Origin of the sequence: Acinetobacter guillouiae, from assembly GCF_002370525.2 — a bacterium.
GTDB lineage: Bacteria > Pseudomonadota > Gammaproteobacteria > Pseudomonadales > Moraxellaceae > Acinetobacter > Acinetobacter guillouiae.
In genome coordinates this window covers 808,664-826,140 of the sequence record NZ_AP014630.1, presented here as the reverse complement: position 1 = coordinate 826,140, position 17,477 = coordinate 808,664, and the positions used below count along the sequence as shown (strand labels likewise).

Annotated in this window: 19 protein-coding genes and 1 pseudogene; 13 read left to right on the top strand and 7 right to left on the bottom strand. The window is 38.4% G+C overall.

Annotated elements, in window-relative coordinates; translation table 11 throughout:
- Positions 1-4: 4 nt before the first annotated feature.
- Positions 5-1,015, bottom strand: coding sequence for a metallophosphoesterase (locus AS4_RS03960; protein ID WP_096733266.1), 1,011 nt, complete (start codon positions 1,013-1,015; stop codon positions 5-7).
- Between the two features lie 162 nt (positions 1,016-1,177).
- Here AS4_RS03960 and AS4_RS03955 point away from each other — a divergent pair, with 162 nt between their 5' ends.
- A complete protein-coding gene (locus AS4_RS03955) occupies positions 1,178-2,806 on the top strand; it encodes a phospholipase D family protein (RefSeq protein ID WP_096733264.1) in 1,629 nt (542 codons plus the stop codon).
- Between the two features lie 141 nt (positions 2,807-2,947).
- Here the strand turns inward: AS4_RS03955 and AS4_RS03950 are convergent, their stop codons facing one another.
- Positions 2,948-3,760, bottom strand: coding sequence for a lysophospholipid acyltransferase family protein (locus AS4_RS03950; RefSeq protein WP_096733262.1), 813 nt, complete (start codon positions 3,758-3,760; stop codon positions 2,948-2,950).
- 348 nt (positions 3,761-4,108) lie between these two features.
- Between AS4_RS03950 and hflX the strand changes: the two genes are divergently transcribed.
- The 5 genes from hflX (at position 4,109) to AS4_RS03925 (ending at position 7,570) form a co-directional block, all read left to right on the top strand.
- Positions 4,109-5,440, top strand: a complete 1,332-nt coding sequence (hflX, locus tag AS4_RS03945) for a ribosome rescue GTPase HflX (protein ID WP_004722930.1) — start codon at positions 4,109-4,111, stop codon at positions 5,438-5,440.
- 43 nt (positions 5,441-5,483) lie between these two features.
- A complete protein-coding gene (locus AS4_RS03940) occupies positions 5,484-5,855 on the top strand; it encodes a hypothetical protein (RefSeq protein WP_004722931.1) in 372 nt (123 codons plus the stop codon).
- A gap of 9 nt (positions 5,856-5,864) precedes the next feature.
- Positions 5,865-6,533, top strand: a complete 669-nt coding sequence (locus AS4_RS03935) for an LrgB family protein (protein ID WP_004722933.1) — start codon at positions 5,865-5,867, stop codon at positions 6,531-6,533.
- Between the two features lie 94 nt (positions 6,534-6,627).
- Positions 6,628-7,071, top strand: coding sequence for a DUF2147 domain-containing protein (locus AS4_RS03930; protein WP_004722935.1), 444 nt, complete (start codon positions 6,628-6,630; stop codon positions 7,069-7,071).
- Positions 7,072-7,123: 52 nt separating this feature from the next.
- Positions 7,124-7,570 carry a DUF2147 domain-containing protein gene (locus AS4_RS03925; protein WP_096735477.1) on the top strand — a complete coding sequence of 149 codons (447 nt, stop codon included), beginning with the start codon at positions 7,124-7,126 and terminating at the stop codon, positions 7,568-7,570.
- Between the two features lie 131 nt (positions 7,571-7,701).
- Here AS4_RS03925 and AS4_RS03920 read toward each other — a convergent pair whose 3' ends face one another.
- The 4 genes from AS4_RS03920 to AS4_RS21935 form a co-directional block, all read right to left on the bottom strand.
- The gene (locus AS4_RS03920; RefSeq protein ID WP_096733260.1) at positions 7,702-8,550 is read right to left on the bottom strand and encodes a symmetrical bis(5'-nucleosyl)-tetraphosphatase; all 849 of its coding nucleotides are present in this window, start codon (positions 8,548-8,550) and stop codon (positions 7,702-7,704) included.
- On the bottom strand, positions 8,551-9,363 hold the full coding sequence (rsmA, locus tag AS4_RS03915; RefSeq protein WP_004722938.1) for a 16S rRNA (adenine(1518)-N(6)/adenine(1519)-N(6))-dimethyltransferase RsmA: 813 nt from the start codon (positions 9,361-9,363) through the stop codon (positions 8,551-8,553).
- 38 nt (positions 9,364-9,401) lie between these two features.
- Positions 9,402-10,373, bottom strand: a complete 972-nt coding sequence (gene pdxA / locus AS4_RS03910) for a 4-hydroxythreonine-4-phosphate dehydrogenase PdxA (RefSeq protein ID WP_096733258.1) — start codon at positions 10,371-10,373, stop codon at positions 9,402-9,404.
- 423 nt (positions 10,374-10,796) lie between these two features.
- Entirely contained in the window at positions 10,797-11,819 is a 1,023-nt protein-coding gene (locus AS4_RS21935; RefSeq protein WP_227548122.1) for a hypothetical protein, read from the bottom strand.
- A gap of 252 nt (positions 11,820-12,071) precedes the next feature.
- On the opposite strand from AS4_RS21935, the gene rplM reads away from it, so the two are divergent.
- Both rplM and rpsI read left to right on the top strand, forming a co-directional pair.
- A complete protein-coding gene (gene rplM / locus AS4_RS03900; RefSeq protein WP_004722943.1) occupies positions 12,072-12,500 on the top strand; it encodes a 50S ribosomal protein L13 in 429 nt (142 codons plus the stop codon).
- Between the two features lie 12 nt (positions 12,501-12,512).
- Positions 12,513-12,899, top strand: a complete 387-nt coding sequence (rpsI, locus tag AS4_RS03895; protein WP_004647927.1) for a 30S ribosomal protein S9 — start codon at positions 12,513-12,515, stop codon at positions 12,897-12,899.
- Positions 12,900-13,076: 177 nt separating this feature from the next.
- Here rpsI and AS4_RS03890 read toward each other — a convergent pair.
- Positions 13,077-13,385 (bottom strand): annotated as a pseudogene (locus AS4_RS03890) (hypothetical protein); the annotation flags it as partial.
- Between the two features lie 170 nt (positions 13,386-13,555).
- Here AS4_RS03890 and AS4_RS03885 point away from each other — a divergent pair.
- From AS4_RS03885 to AS4_RS03865, 5 genes are all read left to right on the top strand, one after another.
- A complete protein-coding gene (locus tag AS4_RS03885) occupies positions 13,556-14,209 on the top strand; it encodes a glutathione S-transferase N-terminal domain-containing protein (protein ID WP_096733256.1) in 654 nt (217 codons plus the stop codon).
- 26 nt (positions 14,210-14,235) lie between these two features.
- On the top strand, positions 14,236-14,676 hold the full coding sequence (locus AS4_RS03880) for a ClpXP protease specificity-enhancing factor (protein ID WP_096733254.1): 441 nt from the start codon (positions 14,236-14,238) through the stop codon (positions 14,674-14,676).
- Between the two features lie 15 nt (positions 14,677-14,691).
- Positions 14,692-15,351 carry a hypothetical protein gene (locus tag AS4_RS03875; RefSeq protein ID WP_034610038.1) on the top strand — a complete coding sequence of 220 codons (660 nt, stop codon included), beginning with the start codon at positions 14,692-14,694 and terminating at the stop codon, positions 15,349-15,351.
- A 457-nt stretch (positions 15,352-15,808) separates the two neighbouring features.
- Entirely contained in the window at positions 15,809-16,780 is a 972-nt protein-coding gene (locus AS4_RS03870) for a hypothetical protein (protein WP_096733252.1), read from the top strand.
- Positions 16,781-16,794: 14 nt separating this feature from the next.
- Positions 16,795-17,328: a GTP-binding protein gene (locus AS4_RS03865; RefSeq protein ID WP_004722957.1), complete on the top strand. Its 534-nt coding sequence runs from the start codon at positions 16,795-16,797 to the stop codon at positions 17,326-17,328.
- Positions 17,329-17,477: the final 149 nt, after the last annotated feature.

The window sequence follows — 17,477 nt, the reverse complement described above, 5'->3', positions numbered from 1 at the left end:
AAAATTAACTCAGCTCAATAATATCAATGGTTGGTGGTACTCTAAACCGAAAAGGCACACCCACCATACCGGTACCGACACTGACAAATACATCGGCATTTTCATGCTGATACAAGCCTCGTTTATGACCGAGGATAGAAACTTTTTTCATCACATAACTGGTCAACCACGGCAATTCAACTTGCCCACCATGAGTATGTCCAGACAGCATCAACGGACGTGTAGGCAACTGTGGCACCATATCTACCGTATCGGGGTTATGTGACAAAATTAACCACGGTTTGTCTTGAGGTAAATCGGGCATATAACGCATATCCGCCTTGCCTGCCCATAAGTCCCCGACACCGATTAAGCGAAAATCATCAAATTCAACAATTTTACCTTCAATATCCATCACGTTATTGGCCTCTAAGGCACTGGCCAATAAGGCTTGAATCGGTGGTCCCGGATACTGCTCATCATGATTACCATTTACTGAATAAACCGGAGCTTCGATCTGTTTTAAAATCGCCAGTTCTTCAACCAATTTATTTTCAGGTTCATAGGTCCAATCCCCTGCAACCACGACAAAATCGGGTTGAGCCAAATTAATTTTTTTGACAATTGTTTTAAGCTGACGCTCATGTCCAGAAAACAGACCAATGTGTAAATCTGCAAGCAACGCAACTTTAATCGGTTGAGTAAAGCTTTTCTCCTGCCCCAACGAATATTGTATATGCTGAACATGAACCCGATGTGGTTCAATAAAACGTGCATAAATCAGCAATGCACTGAGCAAGAAAATAAAAATACTTTCATGTAATGAGAATTTTCCGATATATCCTGCATAAATGCTAAAAAATAACAACGGAATTAATAAATAAGACAGGTAGAATGCCAGTAAATGGACGAAAGACTTAAAAGGATGGATCGTTTCAGTTCTAGATTGACTTAACCAGGCTTGGCTTACTCCCCATACCGCAAGCACAATGAAGCAGAGATAAAAAATTGATGTAACAGTTAGGGTTGGAAACATATTCAATCTCGCAAGTCGCGTGTACTTGTCATCTCTTTATTTATCTTTTGAAAAGGCTACATTGGCATTTCATAAATGGATTGCATTTCGGCAAACATCGACGAATTGTCAATATATCCTCAGGCAATTATACTCTAGCTCTGAGAAATCTTAGAAAATATTATGCAAAGAACGATCAATCGTAATACCCAATTACAGCAAAAAGCTCACAATCACCATGCTTCAAAATTTTGGGTGATGATCGGTTCTTGCCTATTACTCAGCCTTTCTGCCTGTTCAACTCTGCCTCGACAAGAAAATATTAAACCCGAATATGCCTATGATATAGAAACCAAAGACACTCCTTTGGCGCAAATTATTTCCCCGTTAAAAGCGCAAAACCCAGAGTTAACCGGTTATCACGTGCTGTATGATCCACTGGAAGCGATCGCAGCACGCATCAATTTGATTGAAAAAGCACAAAAAACGTTAGATTTGCAATATTACATTTGGGACAATGACAAAATTGGCTCACTGGCTTTATACAAAATTATTGAAGCCGCAGATCGCGGTGTTAAAGTTCGTTTACTGATTGATGATAATAATGCCAAACAAATGGAAGGGGTTTATCTCGCCTTAGATCAACACCCAAACATTGAAGTAAAACTATTTAACCCTTACCGTTTTAGAAGTATTCGCCCCATAGACATGGTGCTGGATTTAAAACGTATCAATCGTCGCATGCATAACAAAACCTTTACTGCTGACAATCAAATTTCATTAATTGGCGGACGTAATATGAGTAATCAATATTATAACGTTAGTGACAATTACCAATTTTCAGATGTAGATGTGATGTTGGTGGGGCAAGCGGTAGATGATATTACCCACTCCTTTGATGAATACTGGAATCATAGCTACGCTTATCCGGTGAGAAATATTGTCAATCACAGTACCTACACCTTACGTTATGACAGTCTAAAAGAACAATTGACCCACCATTACCAAGAAATTACCGTTCAAAATTATTTAAATTTAAGTAATCGCACCCATGCTTTTGATCAATGGCTCAATCATAATATTCAACTGGATTGGGTCAAAGCAGAAGTGGTCAAAGATGCCCCAGATAAAATTCAGGCCAAGGCCAAAAAAGAACAACATCTTAACTTTCAAATGGTGAAACGCTTAGATATCCCGACTCAAAATGTCGACCTGATTTCTGCTTATTTTGTTCCGCAAAAAAAAGGCGCAAAGAAACTGGTTGAGTTGGCAGATGAGGGCGTTAAAGTACGTGTCCTGACCAACTCATTTAAAGCCAATGATGTCGCATTGGTGCATGCATTTTATGCAAAATATCGAGATAATTTATTAAAAAATGGGGTCGAGCTTTATGAGTTTCTGCCTGCCGTTTCTGAAGAGAATCTCTATGCCAATTCAGAAGAAATCTCAAAGAAAGCCAAAGTTAGCTTAAAAGGCTTAAGCCGTTCTAGCTTGCATGCCAAACTGATGGCTGTGGATAATAAACAAGTGTTTATTGGCTCATTTAATTTCGACCCACGTTCAGCCAACTTAAATACTGAGATTGGGGTCATTATCAACAGTCCACCGTTGGCGATTGCCGTACATAAAACTATGGATGATAATTTAAAAAAATATGCTTATAAGCTGGTTTTAGATTCACAGAATAAAATCAATTGGCTCAAAGAAACGCCTCAAGGCATTGTCACTTTAAGAAAAGAGCCAAAAATGAAGTGGTGGCAAAAAGCAGGAATTAAGGTGATTTCTTGGTTGCCGATTGAGGGCTTTATGTAAGCTGATCATTTTGCCTTAAATGATCATCATCTCATGTGGTAAATGATGCACGCTTAAAAGATCATACTCATTTACCATAGAGACATAACTAGTTTCGCTTCTACTTAAACCAATCTAAAAACTTTTGATCCTTAGCAAAGCTTAGCCCTGCAAGACTTCTTTCTGTAGATCTTCCAAACCTTTTTGCATCATCACTTGCACTTGTTGCGTCAGGCTTTCAACCGTATGCCCTTCTGTTGCAATCGCAGGAAAGGTTTTGAGGTGCGCCACAACCTTTGGCATTTCCAGCACAGCTTGGACATGTTCGACAAATGTGGTTTCGCCAATAAAAGGCACTACGGTATCTAATTGCCCATGTTGATTTACATAGCAAATCACACATACTTGTACGGGTTTCTTGGCTTCGATTGCCGCACCTAAGATCCGACCATGTACTTTTTTGACTTTTGAACCATCAGTGGTGGTTGCTTCAGGGAAAAACAACACTGGAATATCTTTACTTAAGAACTCAGCGATTTGCTCTCGAATACGTACCGAATCCCCTGAACCACGTTTAATAAATAAAGTTCCACCACCTTTAGCCAAATTGCCAAAAACTGGCCATTTTTCAATTTCAGCCTTCGCTAAAAAGAATACCCGTGCCCCTGAACCTAAAACAGCAATATCCAACCATGAAATATGATTACTCACCCACAATGCTGGTTCACGCGGAATATCGCCATGTACACGCACGTCGACATTAAATACTTCACTTAAACGGCGACAAAAATACTGAACATAACGGGTATTTTTAGGATTATTCGGATCTTTATAGAGTTGATGGCGGTAAACCAGATAAAAGCCTTCTGCAACAGCAGATGTTCCTGATACCAGTTTTTTACTGTACAAAAAGACTTTAGATAAAGCACTTAATTTCGATGATTTTGACTTTTTGATTGCTTGTTGTTGAGTCATAGATATTCACTAAACAAAATGTATGTCATATTAAACTGACACTATTGTATACATATCTAAATCAACTTGCATTCATCATTAAAGACAACAACATTGATTTACTGTGCGAAATGAATAGCCAAATCAGCTCAACGCTAAATTGTGGCAAAAATTACGCGCCATCAAGCAGCTATGGATTTTTACTAAATTTTAACTCCCCGTTAAAACAACAGGAAAACCCAAATTAAGATTTCACTATCAATTCATATATTTATAATTTTATTGCAATACTTTGCATACAGCTTAGGATTTAACACAGAATATCCTTTAGAATGATTTTTCTAATCTAATGTCTGAGTTTTACAATCTGTGGAATACTTTGATCAAAATCAAGGTGGTGAAAAAACCATTTTAGTCAGTGTGAATGTTCAAATCTTAGAAGATCTTGATGCAGAAGAATTTCGATTACTGGCTAAATCTGCGGGCGCGGATATATTAGAGCATTTAAGCGTACAACGGATTAAACCCGATCCTAAATTCTTTATTGGTTCAGGTAAAGCAGAAGAAATTGCTGAACAAGTTGAGGCAGATGAAGTGGAGTTGGTTATTTTCGACCAAGCACTGTCACCCGCTCAGGAACGTAATTTAGAACGTATTTTAAAATGTCGTGTGATTGACCGTACGGGTTTGATTCTGGATATTTTTGCGCAACGTGCCCGTACCCATGAAGGTAAGCTGCAAGTTGAATTGGCTCAGTTAGATCATCTTTCATCACGTTTAGTCCGCAGTCGTAGCAATCTAGACAGTCAGAAAGGCGGTATTGGTCTACGTGGACCAGGTGAAACATTACTTGAAACAGATCGACGTCTATTACGCATCCGTATGGAACAGCTCAAAGATCGCCTAGAAAAAGTCCGAAAAACCCGTATTCAAGGCCGTGCTGCGCGCCAAAAAGCCAATATTCCAACTGTGTCTTTGGTCGGTTATACCAACGCAGGCAAATCAACACTTTTTAATATTTTGGCAAATAGTGATGTTTATGCAGCGGATCAATTATTTGCCACACTCGACCCAACCTTACGCCGTTTAGATTGGGATGGTATTGGCACGCTTGTTCTTGCAGACACTGTTGGTTTTGTGCGCAATCTCGCTCATTCTTTAGTCGAATCCTTTAAGGCAACTTTGGAAGAAACTTTAGAAGCCTCTTTACTGTTACATATCATCGATTCGAGTAGTCCAGATGTCATGGAACAGATTGATGCTGTAGAAACGGTGTTAAATGAAATTGGCGCAGATGTTCCGATATTAAGAGTCTATAACAAGATCGATCAAAGCGGAGAAGAAGCCAAAATCGTTTATGCCAAACCTCACCAACCTGAGCGTGTTTATGTTTCAGCCCATACACAACAAGGTTTAGACCTGTTACGTAAAGCGGTCCATGAATGTTTGATGGGGCAAATTCAACGTTTTGAACTACAATTAAAACCCGCTTATGGCAAGTTAAAAAATCAACTTTACGATCTTAATGTCATCGAATCTGAACATTATGATGATGAAGGCAACTTACAATTGGTGGTTGCCATGGCACCACAAAAACTGGAACAGCTCATCAATCAGGCACATTTACCCCTCGTTGAAATCCTTGGAAATAAGGCAGAACAATTTAAAAGGCCGTTAGAAGAGTTTGAAATAAAGCGCTAAATCGGTTAAAACGTGAAAGATCAATTTTTATAAATAAACACACATGGATCAGTTAAAAGGTATCGATTGGCAAGCATGGATCTTCACAATAGGACTTATCATCTTCTTTCGTGAAGCTTCTGTGTTGGTGATGTCACAATTTAATCATCCTGAATTGGGCAATTTAACAGGTCTACTCAGCTTACTGTTTGTGCTGGTTATATGGCGTAGATTCAAAAAAATCCCTGCCCGTCTGGTCGATACCAATAATAAATTAATGAGAGAAAGTGGCTTTGCTTTCCTCCCGATATGTGCGGGTTCATTAATTATGCTGGTCAGTATGGGAAAAGAGATCCCCTTATTTCTGGTTGTGATGTTTGTCAGCACACTAATTCCACTCTGGATTTATGCAAAAATGGCGAAGAAGTGGCTATAGGAGGCTGATATGTTAAGTGTACTCACTGGGTTTTTAATCACGCTAATTGCCTACTTGGCAGCGAAACCAATTAATAAACGCTTTCCTCAAATTCCGCTTCTGGTCATTGGCATGTTTTTTGTGATTGGAATTTTAATGATCTTTAAAATTCCTTATGAAAAATACAATACTGATATGAATGGTCTATTTAGCCATCTACTCGGTTATGTCACTGTGGCCTTGGCTATTCCATTAGCGGCAATGCGTTATGATGATTTACCACTGAAATCTGTTGTGGGGATCTTGGTGTTTGCCAGTATCAGTGCTGTCGCATTACCCATGAGCTTGGCTTATTTACTGCATATGTCAGAACCGACCATCATGGCCTTTGCCACGCGCGCTGTAACTACCCCAATTGCAATCAATATTGCAACTTTATTGCACTCACCAGTCACATTGGTGATTTTGATCGTCATTTTATCGGGCGTGATTGGAGCCGCATTTTCATCGATTATTTTACGCAATATTAATGATGAACGCGCGTCTGGCTTGGCTTTAGGACTGGCTGCTCATGCCATCGGAACGGCCCAAGCTTGGCAACGTGGCGCGGTTGCAGGCCGTTATGCAGCCTTTGGAATGGCAGTAAATGCGGTGTTCACAGCCATCTGGTTGCCAACCTTCATACTTTTTATAAAATAAATGTGATTTAGTTTACTTTTCACATGATTGCCTAGAGTAATTATTCAGCTTAAGATGAACTATTCTTTCCCCCATTTTGATAAGGAATCAATAAATGAGGTTTAATAAGTTCATCTTAGGGACATTATTTTCAGTTTTAAGCTGTAGCAGTATGGCAAAAGATATCACTGGTATTTGGAAAAATATCGATGATAAAACTGGCTCATCTAAAGCTGTGCTTGAAATACGTAAAGAAGCCAATGGCACATATACCGGTAAAATCATCAAAATTACCCCACGCCCTGGTTATACCCCAAAAGAAACCTGTATAGACTGTCCAGCACCTTATACCAATAAACCGATTTTAGGCATGGATGTTCTTAAAAATCTCAAACAAACCAGTGAAGAAGATTATGTCGGTGGAAAAATTATTGACCCACTTACAGGTAAAATTTACTCCATGAAAGCCAAACTCAACTCAAACGGTAATCGCTTAATGTTAAGAGGTTATGTGGGAGTGTCTGCACTCGGTCGTAGTCAAACTTGGATTCGTGAATAAGGTCTTATTCACTGATCACACCATTTAAACTTAAAAGAAAATAGGTATGCTTATGAAAAAAGGAATTTTCAGTTGTATGCTACTGGGAATGATCAGCTGGGCACATGCAGCTGACATCACTGGCACATGGCGCACTGTTGATGATAAAACAGGTTATGTTCGTGCACATATTCAAATCGAGAAACAAAAAGATGATACTTATGTCGGGAAAATCATTAAAGATTTTCCTGCACCCGGTGAAGCGGCTTTAACACAATGTCGCAATTGCCCTGCACCCTTTACCAATAAACCGATTATTGGCCTAACCATTTTACAAAAGTTAAAAGCTGATCCAAACAACCCGAATAACTATATTGGTGGCGAAGTCCTTGACCCTCGCGGAGGAAAAATTTATCACGGTAAAGCCCGCTTAAATGCAAGTGGAAACCGTCTGACCTTGCGTGGCTATCTTGGTATCTCGCTGATTGGTCGAAGTCAAACATGGATTCGACAAGAATAATTTGCTTTTCAATTGATAGATAAATCCGCAATTTTAAAGATTAAAATCATTGAAAATTGCGCATCTACAATGTGATCGAATCTGGTGACATTGCCCAAAATAAAAGCCACATGTTGTGGCTTTTATTCATATCAAAAAACGGGATTATCGACACTAAAAAGTTGTTGATCTTCTAGTCGATACGCCAACAGTTGATGTCCCCAGACACAGCCACCATCGACATTTTGGATTTGCGCATTGATACGCTCACCTTGCAACGCTGCCCAGTGTCCAAAAATGATCTGATGTGTTTGTGCTGTCTGCGATTCAAATTTAAACCATGGCTGAAAACCTGCTGGCATCGGCTCATCCAAAGCATCTTTAAAGCTAAACTCTAAACGACCTTGTGCATCAGTCAGGCGCATACGGGTTAGATAATTGGTAATACAGCGTAAGCGAGCATGACCTTGTAAATCATCTGCCCATAAATCTGGCTCAGTGCCATACATCTCTTTTAGAAATGAATCCAGCACAGCAAAGTCTTCATGTGCTAAGACGGCTTCTACTTCTTTGGCCAACGCGGCAGTCTTTTCCGCATCCCAAATATTCGGAATACCCGCATGGGTCAAAATCGTCTTTTCATTGGGAAATAAACACAACGGTTGTTTACGCAACCAATCAATCAACTCATCACTTTCTAAAGCATGAATAACATCATCAATATGGTCTTTTTCTTTGAGTTTTTTGATCCCACGTGCAACCGCCAGCAGATTTAAATCATGATTGCCAAGGACTGTCGCAGCATTGCCTTGTTCGCATAATTTTTTGATAAAGCGTAATGCACCCACTGAATTTTCACCACGCGCGATTAAATCGCCCGCAAACCAAATAAAATCTTGATCAGCATCAAACTGGATTTCTTTGAGTAGTGCTTTCAGTGCTTCAAAACACCCTTGTACATCACCAATCACATAATTATATCTGACTTTTTCCAGCGCCATTTAAGCCACCATCTGGTCTGATAATGCAACAAACTGAGCCAATGTTAAGGTTTCTGGACGTGCCATCGGATCTACACCAGCATTTTCAAAACCGTCTTCAACCAACATGCCTTTTAAGCTATTGCGTAATGTTTTTCGGCGTTGGGTAAATACATGTGACACCAAACGAGCTAAGGCTTTTTCACTTTTAGCAACAATCGGCTTAGTCGCATAAGGCTCTAAACGGAATACCGCAGATGTTACTTTTGGTGGTGGATTGAATGATCCCGGTGGTACTTCAAACAAGAAAGTAGGTTTGCAGAAGTATTGGATCATCACCGACAAACGCCCATATTCTTTGGTGTTTGGCGATGCGGTAATACGATCAACCACTTCTTTTTGCAACATAAAATGCATGTCTTTGACTTTATCACCAAATTCCAAGAGATGAAAAAGCAAAGGCGTTGAAATATTATAAGGTAGGTTCCCGACTACACGTAAAGGACGACCTTCCTGAAATAATTCAGTAAAATCATATTTTAACGCATCAGTTTCAATGATGGTGAGACGTTCAGGATGTGGTACTCGACCCGGCAAGCCTGCTGCCAAGTCACGATCCAGTTCTAGCACTGTCAAAGCATCACATTCACCATTTAGCGGTGAAGTTAAAGCAGCTAAACCCGGTCCGATTTCAACAATATTTTCCCCTGATCGTGGGGCAACAGAACGAACAATTTTGGCAATCACACGTTGGTCATGTAAGAAGTTTTGTCCAAAACGCTTACGCGTATGATGCCCTTCATCTTTAGGGTTTAAGGCATTAATTTGATACATAAAAAAAATCCAACGTGATAAATAAGGTTGTTTACAAATTAATTCGAACGAGCGAGATCAAGCGCCAAATCGACAGCAACATGCAAACTTGAACTTTTTGCAAGGCCTGTACCTGCAAGGGAGAGCGCAGTACCGTGATCAACTGAGGTCCGAATAAAAGGTAAACCTAAAGTAATATTAATGGCTTCGCCAAATCCCTGCGATTTTAACACAGGCAAACCCTGATCGTGATACATCGCTAAAACTGCATCCGCAACTTTTAAATTATCCACAGTAAATAGAGTATCAGCAGGCATACTTAAGCTCATGTCTATGCCTTGCGCTCGATAGCTTTCAAGCACTGGGTTAATCGTATCGATTTCTTCATGACCTAAGTAGCCACCCTCTCCAGCATGCGGGTTTAAGCCACACACCAAAATACGTGGATGATTAATTTTAAATTTTGTTTTTAAATCATGAACAAGAATATCAATCACCTGATGTAGACGCTCTTTGGTAATGGCATCTGCAACATCACGCAACGGTAAATGCGTGGTCACTAAAGCGACTCTTAACGTTTTGGTTGCAAGCATCATAACCACTCGTTCCACGCCTGCAAACTCTTGGTAGTATTCTGTATGACCGCTAAAGTAGATCCCTGCATCATTGATGATTGACTTTTGGACAGGTCCTGTCGCAACCCCAACACTCAGTCCTTGCATGGCATAGTATGCAGTTCGGCGTAATTGTTCGATCACATATGCAGAGTTTTGCGGGTTTAACTCACCTAAAACAGCATCTACGGCTAAAGGAACATGCTCTACATAGAGCTGCCCTTGAGCCAAACACTCCGTCTGTCCTTGATACTCAATGAGTTGAACAGTTTTGTTTAAAATTTTGGCACGATCCCTCAACATATTGATATCTGCCAATACAACAACTGGACGATCATCAACACGATCTGCCAAATCTAAACAAATATCTGGACCAATGCCAGCAGGCTCACCACTGGTTATATATAAAGGAAGCATCTAGAACTCTTTTAACAGACGTTGCATGGACAGTATACATCGGTTCTAAATTATCATTTCCAATTCAAGTTAATTTTTATATCGAATATAACGAAAACATGTAAAAAATTAACCGAAAACAATTTCTCAAGCCACCTATGCTACTCAATTGCAAACAATTTTCGCATTTCAGTATCAGATGCTTGAAATTTAGAATGAAAAATATATAAAAAAATACACCACTTATGCTGTAAATCAGCAACAAAATTAGATTGATTACAAATCAAACTTAAAGTCTAAAAGAATTACCCTTTCTAAGACAATAGCATCCGACATATATTCATCATTGTAATCTAAGTCAAAATTAGCCATTCGATGACTATTTTTTTAACAATTCATTCTATAAAAATTAACGGATTGAATATCACATCGTAAACATAAGGCTTAGAGCTGACTTTTAGACGCTGGCCGAGTTTCTGGTTGAGCTTGCTGTTGATCAATTTCAGAGAAATCAAACATCGATTCAACGTCTTTTCCACACTGCGCAGGGTCAATATGTTGGTCAAAGATTATTCTGACCCGCTGGTCTGGTTCAACTTTTCCATAGACTGTGTATTCGCCACTTCGACTTTTATCATCATCATCCTCCCATTGCACGACCGCATCAACTTCTTCGCCAATAGGGATATGTTGCGTTTGAATAAGCAATCCAACCGCTTGACAAGGATATGCAGATTGAATTTCTTCACTAAAATCGACAGTCATCCATTTTGCATCCAAGATCGTATCTAGTTCTCCTCGCTGTCGTTTTCTTGCTGCTTTTTCCTTGGTTTGTTGTGTTTGCTTTACTTGTTTATTTTTCCGTATTTTTTCATTTTCTCGTATGTTGTTTGAATTCATTTGATTGAACTGGGCTTTCTTTAATTGACTTGGTTTTAACTTGTTTGGCTTTAAAGAAAAGGGGATCTGTATTTGATTCTTTTGAGTTTGATTTTTTTGAACAAGTTTGCTTTCAACAGTTTTAGACGGTATCTTTTCATTTGGCGTTGTAGAAAAATCATGAAATGCTTCTGGCTCACACATATCAAAAACCACTCTTGCGATACCATCTGCACCAACAGTTCCTCTTAACTTATATTCGTCTCCATTGTCATTTTCTGGATCATATAGCGTAAGTGGAATCGTTGAGCCTGCAACAATATCTTTTGTTGTCACTTGAATACCTAAAGGCTGGCAAGTGACAGCCACATTGCCTTTTAATTCTGTAGAAAAATCTTCCGTCATCCATTGAACTGAGATAAGTCGATCTCCAAGATCAGCTTGATTTTGATAATCTACAGCAGCACGTGGATGAAGTTTCGGTAAAGATGATGCCTTATCCAGCAAATCCACTTGAGCAAAACTGAGGTTTAAGTTGCCTACCGCGACTAGGAGTAGAACGAATTTTATTGAATTTATTATTTTCATTTTTGCCTGACTTATTTTCTTTATCTCATTTTTAATTATTCATGAATCCCGTCACAATTCCAATATAAATCAGAAAACCTTACAACATTTTATCCAAACTAAGCTTTGCTTTTGGGTACGTTTATCCATATAATGATGCGCTTGAAATTCAATATTTCAATTGCGACTCTAACTCTTTTAAGATAGAATTCGCACTCCTTTTTGTTTGGACAGATTCCATAGTCCAAACCAACTATAATAGGTAGTGGTTTAATGAAAACTCTCAGCGCTAAGCCAGCTGAAGTTCAACACGACTGGTATGTTGTTGATGCTTCTGGCAAAACTTTAGGTCGCCTTGCGACTGAAATCGCTCGTCGTTTACGCGGTAAACACAAAACTTCTTATACACCTCACGTTGACACTGGTGACTACATCGTTGTGATCAATGCTGAACAAGTACAAGTGACTGGTAAAAAATCACTTGATAAGAAATACTATCGCCACACTGGTTTCCCTGGTGGTATTCGTGAAACTAATTTCGAAAAATTAGTTGCTCACAAACCAGAAGAAATCTTCGAACGTGCTGTAAAAGGCATGTTGCCAAAAGGTCCTCTTGGTTACGCGATGATCAAGAAAATGAAAGTGTACGCTGGTACTGAGCATCCTCATACTGCTCAACAGCCACAAGTTTTGGACATCTAAGGGATACAGCACATGGCTACTAACTATGGTACAGGTCGCCGTAAGACCGCAACTGCACGTGTTTTCCTATCAGCTGGTACTGGTAAACTCGTAATCAACAACCGCACTCTTGAACAGTATTTCGGTCGTGAAACTGCTCGTATGGTTGTTCGTCAACCACTTGAGCTTTTAGAAGTTACTGAAAAATTTGACCTTTACATCACTGTTGCTGGTGGTGGTATCGGTGGTCAAGCAGGCGCTATCCGTCACGGTATTACTCGTGCATTGATCGCTTCTGATGAGACTTTAAAACCTGCTCTTCGTCAAGCTGGTTTCGTTACTCGTGATGCTCGTGAAGTTGAACGTAAGAAACTTGGTTTACGTAAAGCTCGTAAACGTCCTCAATTCTCTAAACGTTAATTCGTTTACCGAATCGGACAAAAAACCTCGGCATTTGCCGAGGTTTTTTTATGGTTTAACTATTCAAAGTTACTTTGTTTTATCTCGTTTAGAACAGTCCATGACAGCGTCAGTAATCCCATCTGCAGCTTTTGATTCTGTAATCGTACAGCCATTTTCCTGATAAGTCCGAGTTTCCTTAGAAAACTTATGATCTTTCGGAAGCGGTGCATTACATGGCTTATCAGTCTTTACATTGACCATTTTCACAGGTCCATCATTATAGATCGTCACCTTACAACCTTTTACGACATATTCTTGTTTGATCCCACCATACATTTCATCTTCAGAAGCAGCAGACGCAACATCACAGGCCTCATCTGCACTACATAAGGCCCCTGCTCCAGCCACTTCCGCTCCAGCGGCTTCAATTGCTTCAGCAGCAGCCTCTTGTACTTGAGCATCTACAGATTGCTTCTTTGCATATGTATTTGAAATACTCATCATCAACAGCAATGCCAAAGCTAATTTACTGTGCTTATTTATTAAATTCATAGGTTTATCCTTGTTTTCTATCTACTTGATAGCAATACCCACCATAAGCTTATTAAAGTTAAGATGATTTTATTGTCTATTTTTAGTATTCTACTCTATTCACTTCACTTAGTTTTTGGAATATGCCTGTCGAAAATGCACCTCAACAAGGGATTACGTTGTATAGCCACGAGGATGACTTTCGTTCACATTGGATTAGATTTCTTCTTGCAGAAAAACAAATTAAACACAGCTTAATCATTGTCGAAGAAGATGATGAAGATTTGGCCAGTTTAAATCCATATAATCAACTACCTATGCTGATTGAAAATGATTTAAAGCTGTTTAATACCAGTATTATTTCTGAATACTTGGATGACCGTTATCGACAAAATAAACTCTATGCGGATGCTCCAGCACCACGCGCAGAGCAAAGACAGTATATTTGGCGCTTTGAACAAGATTGGCTTAAACTTGCAGATATTATGCTACGCCACCCAGATACACTCAATGAAGCGGCAAAAAAGAATGCACAAAAACAATTAAAAGATACTTTGGTATCCCTTACCCCACTTTTTCAACATTATCCTTATTTTATGTCTGAAAACTTTACAATTTTAGATTGCATGTTAGCGCCAATTTTCATACGGTTAAAACATATGGGAATTGAATTACCGAAACAGCAATCTCGTCCAATTTTATTATATTGCCAACGGATTTTTAGCCGCCCAGCTTTTTTAAAGTCGATGACTTTTAAAGAGAAAAACAGATATAGTGAATTTTTGGCAAAATTCTAGATCGCAAATCAATAGAGTATTTTTTAATGTCTGAACAAGAATTGAACTTAACCCCAACTCGACCATACCTTGCACGCGCAATATATGAATGGATTTGCGACAACAATTTAACGCCATACTTACTTGTTGACGCAACCAAACCCTATACCGATGTACCACAACAATTTGTACAAGACGGGCAAATTGTGCTGAACATCGCGCCACATTCTGTGCATATGTTAAATATGACCAATGATGCAATTACCTTCTCTGCTCGTTTTAGTGGTGCATCTAAAGATATCTATGTGCCTATAAATGCGGTATTAGGCTTGTATGCGCGCGAAAATGGACAAGGATTATTCTTTGATCCAGATGAATATGCCAATGTGCAAATAGATGAAGATGTTTTAGAATCAAATACTAGTGAAGAAGTAGAAACTAAAACTGAGGCACCAAAGAAAAAACCAAGTTTAAGAATTTTAGAATAGAACAAGGAGAACTGAATGGCTTTTGATCTCGTACAATACTTTGCTGAGCAGATAAAGATTCAAAAGCCTCAGCTATTATCTCAATTAGAGCCTGCTCAACGTATAGCACATATTGAAGAACTCAATGCTTTAACCTTGGGTAAACTCATTACGCTATGGCGTAAAGATGATGATGCGTTGTATCAAGAAATTCTTTCGCAAGATCAGTTGTACAGCCAAGAAATTTCTCGACACCTCACCACCTCTACTCAGAATAAATCCAGTTTAGATAAATCTATACTTGAACCAGCAACAACGGAAATTCTTGAACTACAGCTTGCTGAATTAAAGCAACTTGAAACAGCGGGAAGTTTAGGTAAGCGAGGTCTTCGAGAATTGGTGATTGGGCAAATTGAGCACCTATCAGGTCAGGCGAAAGATTGGGTTTGGTCAACAAACGAACTAACCGAACTGATTGGCTCTCAACCTATACCCGAAGAAGAGATATCATTAGATGAAACGATGAAGGAGTTTAATCAAATGGTCAATGTTCAAAAAGCAGATCTTCATACAGATCATCAAGACGTCGTAGTAACCGAAACGGCAAACCCAACTTGGGCTAAAATTGCAGAACCTGTGGTGGCACTTGTGGTTTTGTATATTCTTTTTGAAGCAGCGACGAAGCTTTTTGCTTAATTTAGTTTGATAATTAAAAATTATAAAAAGCGATCGAAATGATCGCTTTTTTTCATGTAAAAAATACTTAAGTAATTTTAATCATTTCACGTGATTAAAATCACAGTAATAATATGATAAATGATAAAATATGCACAATCATAATAAATATTCAAATCACTATTAAGTTAAGCTTTTATTGATAAAAATAACTAAGCAATTTATTTAACTTTGAGATAGATTTTTTATAATAACTAATGTTAATTTAAAGCAATGAAACTCTCTAAACTTTAAGAAAAATTAACAGTTTACACAGGAGGATAATAATGCAAGAAATATACTGATTAAATGCCAATCAATTAAACATTAAAAAAATTATTTTACTGGAAAAAGAACAAATCTAGCGTTAACTTAAACTAACTACGACCGTTAAAAAGCAGTTTACACTTTAATTTTTTAATATTAGATAAGTGATATTATGAACAATCAATGTATCAATATCGCAATTTCAGGCTTAGGTTTAACCACCTCTGACGATCTTAAAATAAGACTTAGAAAAATTTTACCAACCAATATTGGTATAAATTGGACAAGTGTTTCAGATCAAAATATAAATTGTATTTTGATTAATGAGCAGTTTTTTGAAAATAATAATATCCAGAATATTATCCAAAATAAAAATATTCCTTATTTAAAAATTTCAAAACATAGTGAGCATAAAGAAAGTGCAGAAGATAATTTACTCTGCATCCCGATTTATGACGAATTCACGTTGAAAAACTGGGTCAATATCAAATTACTGCATAAGACCGAAACAGAACAGTTAGAACTTAGCCAAGTTCCAGATGATGAAGCTGAGGATCAACTTGAAATCAAAGAAATTGATTTTTTTGCAGCGCTTTTCCATCACGACAGTCGCAAAGTTATATTAAATGATCATCTCGGTACGATTGCGATTATCGACCATCATGCGCATCTGGCATGGCTAGAAGCTACCCGTGAAGAATACCAAACAGATCGCTCGATACACTACACCGCGGCAGTCACTGCGGACTTTATAAAAGTCTCTCGTAAACGACAATTCAATTTAGAAAATTGGTTATTTAACCTAATTTGGAAAAACCCTAATTTAATCACCGTACCTGCAGCTGATAAATATTATCGTCTCAAATTCTGGATTCAGCCCAATGAGTTGGATAAGAAATTACTGTTACAACTAAGTGCATGCTTTATTTCTGGGGCTGAAATCCAACATGTCTCAGACAAACTCAACATTCCAGTCGCAACCGTGCAGCACTTTGTTGCTGCGAATTTAGCCATCCATAACGCTGAACTAATTTCAGCCAAAGAAAGCCTATTTGATAAAACACCAAATAATACTGAGCAAACGGAAGAAAAAGGGATTTTAAAAAGCTTTTTTAACAAATTAAAAAGTCGATTTAAATTTTAAGGGATAAATACACGATGATTATTCAGAAATATAAAATTGTTTTTGCAGGTTCAATGGGGGCAGGTAAAACTGAAGCAATTAAATCATTATCAGAAGTACCAGTATTAGCAACTGAAGCATTTAACACCGATGATCGTAGCCATAAAAAACTAAACACAACCGTGGGAATCGATTATGGCGAAGTAACGCTAGATGATGGCAGTAAAGTTGGGCTGTATGGTACACCAGGACAAGGTCGCTTTGACTTTATGTGGGGCGTGATATGCAAAGGCGCGATTGGTACGATTCTGTTGATTGATCATAGCTTAGCAACCCCCTTAGATGAACTGGAATATTACCTCAATATTTTTAAACAGTATGGTGAAAACATTGTGATTGGAGTCACCCATATCGATGATGATATGAATAAGCCAACGCACCAATACCGTCAATGGTTGATGGAACGCAATCTAAATTTACCTGTATTTTTTATTGATGCACGCAAGAAAGCCGATGTGTTATTGCTCTTAGAAACCTTGATCACCACATTAGAAGTAAAATATTTATAGACTATTGAGATGTATCCGCTTACTGGAAGTGTATTCGGATACTCAAAAGTCGCTATTTAAAGCCGTCATTTAAGTAATGGAGAAATAAAACCGAATCCACTTGATAGCATAAACCAATAAAATCTTTAGCCTTATTACTGTTTGTAAGG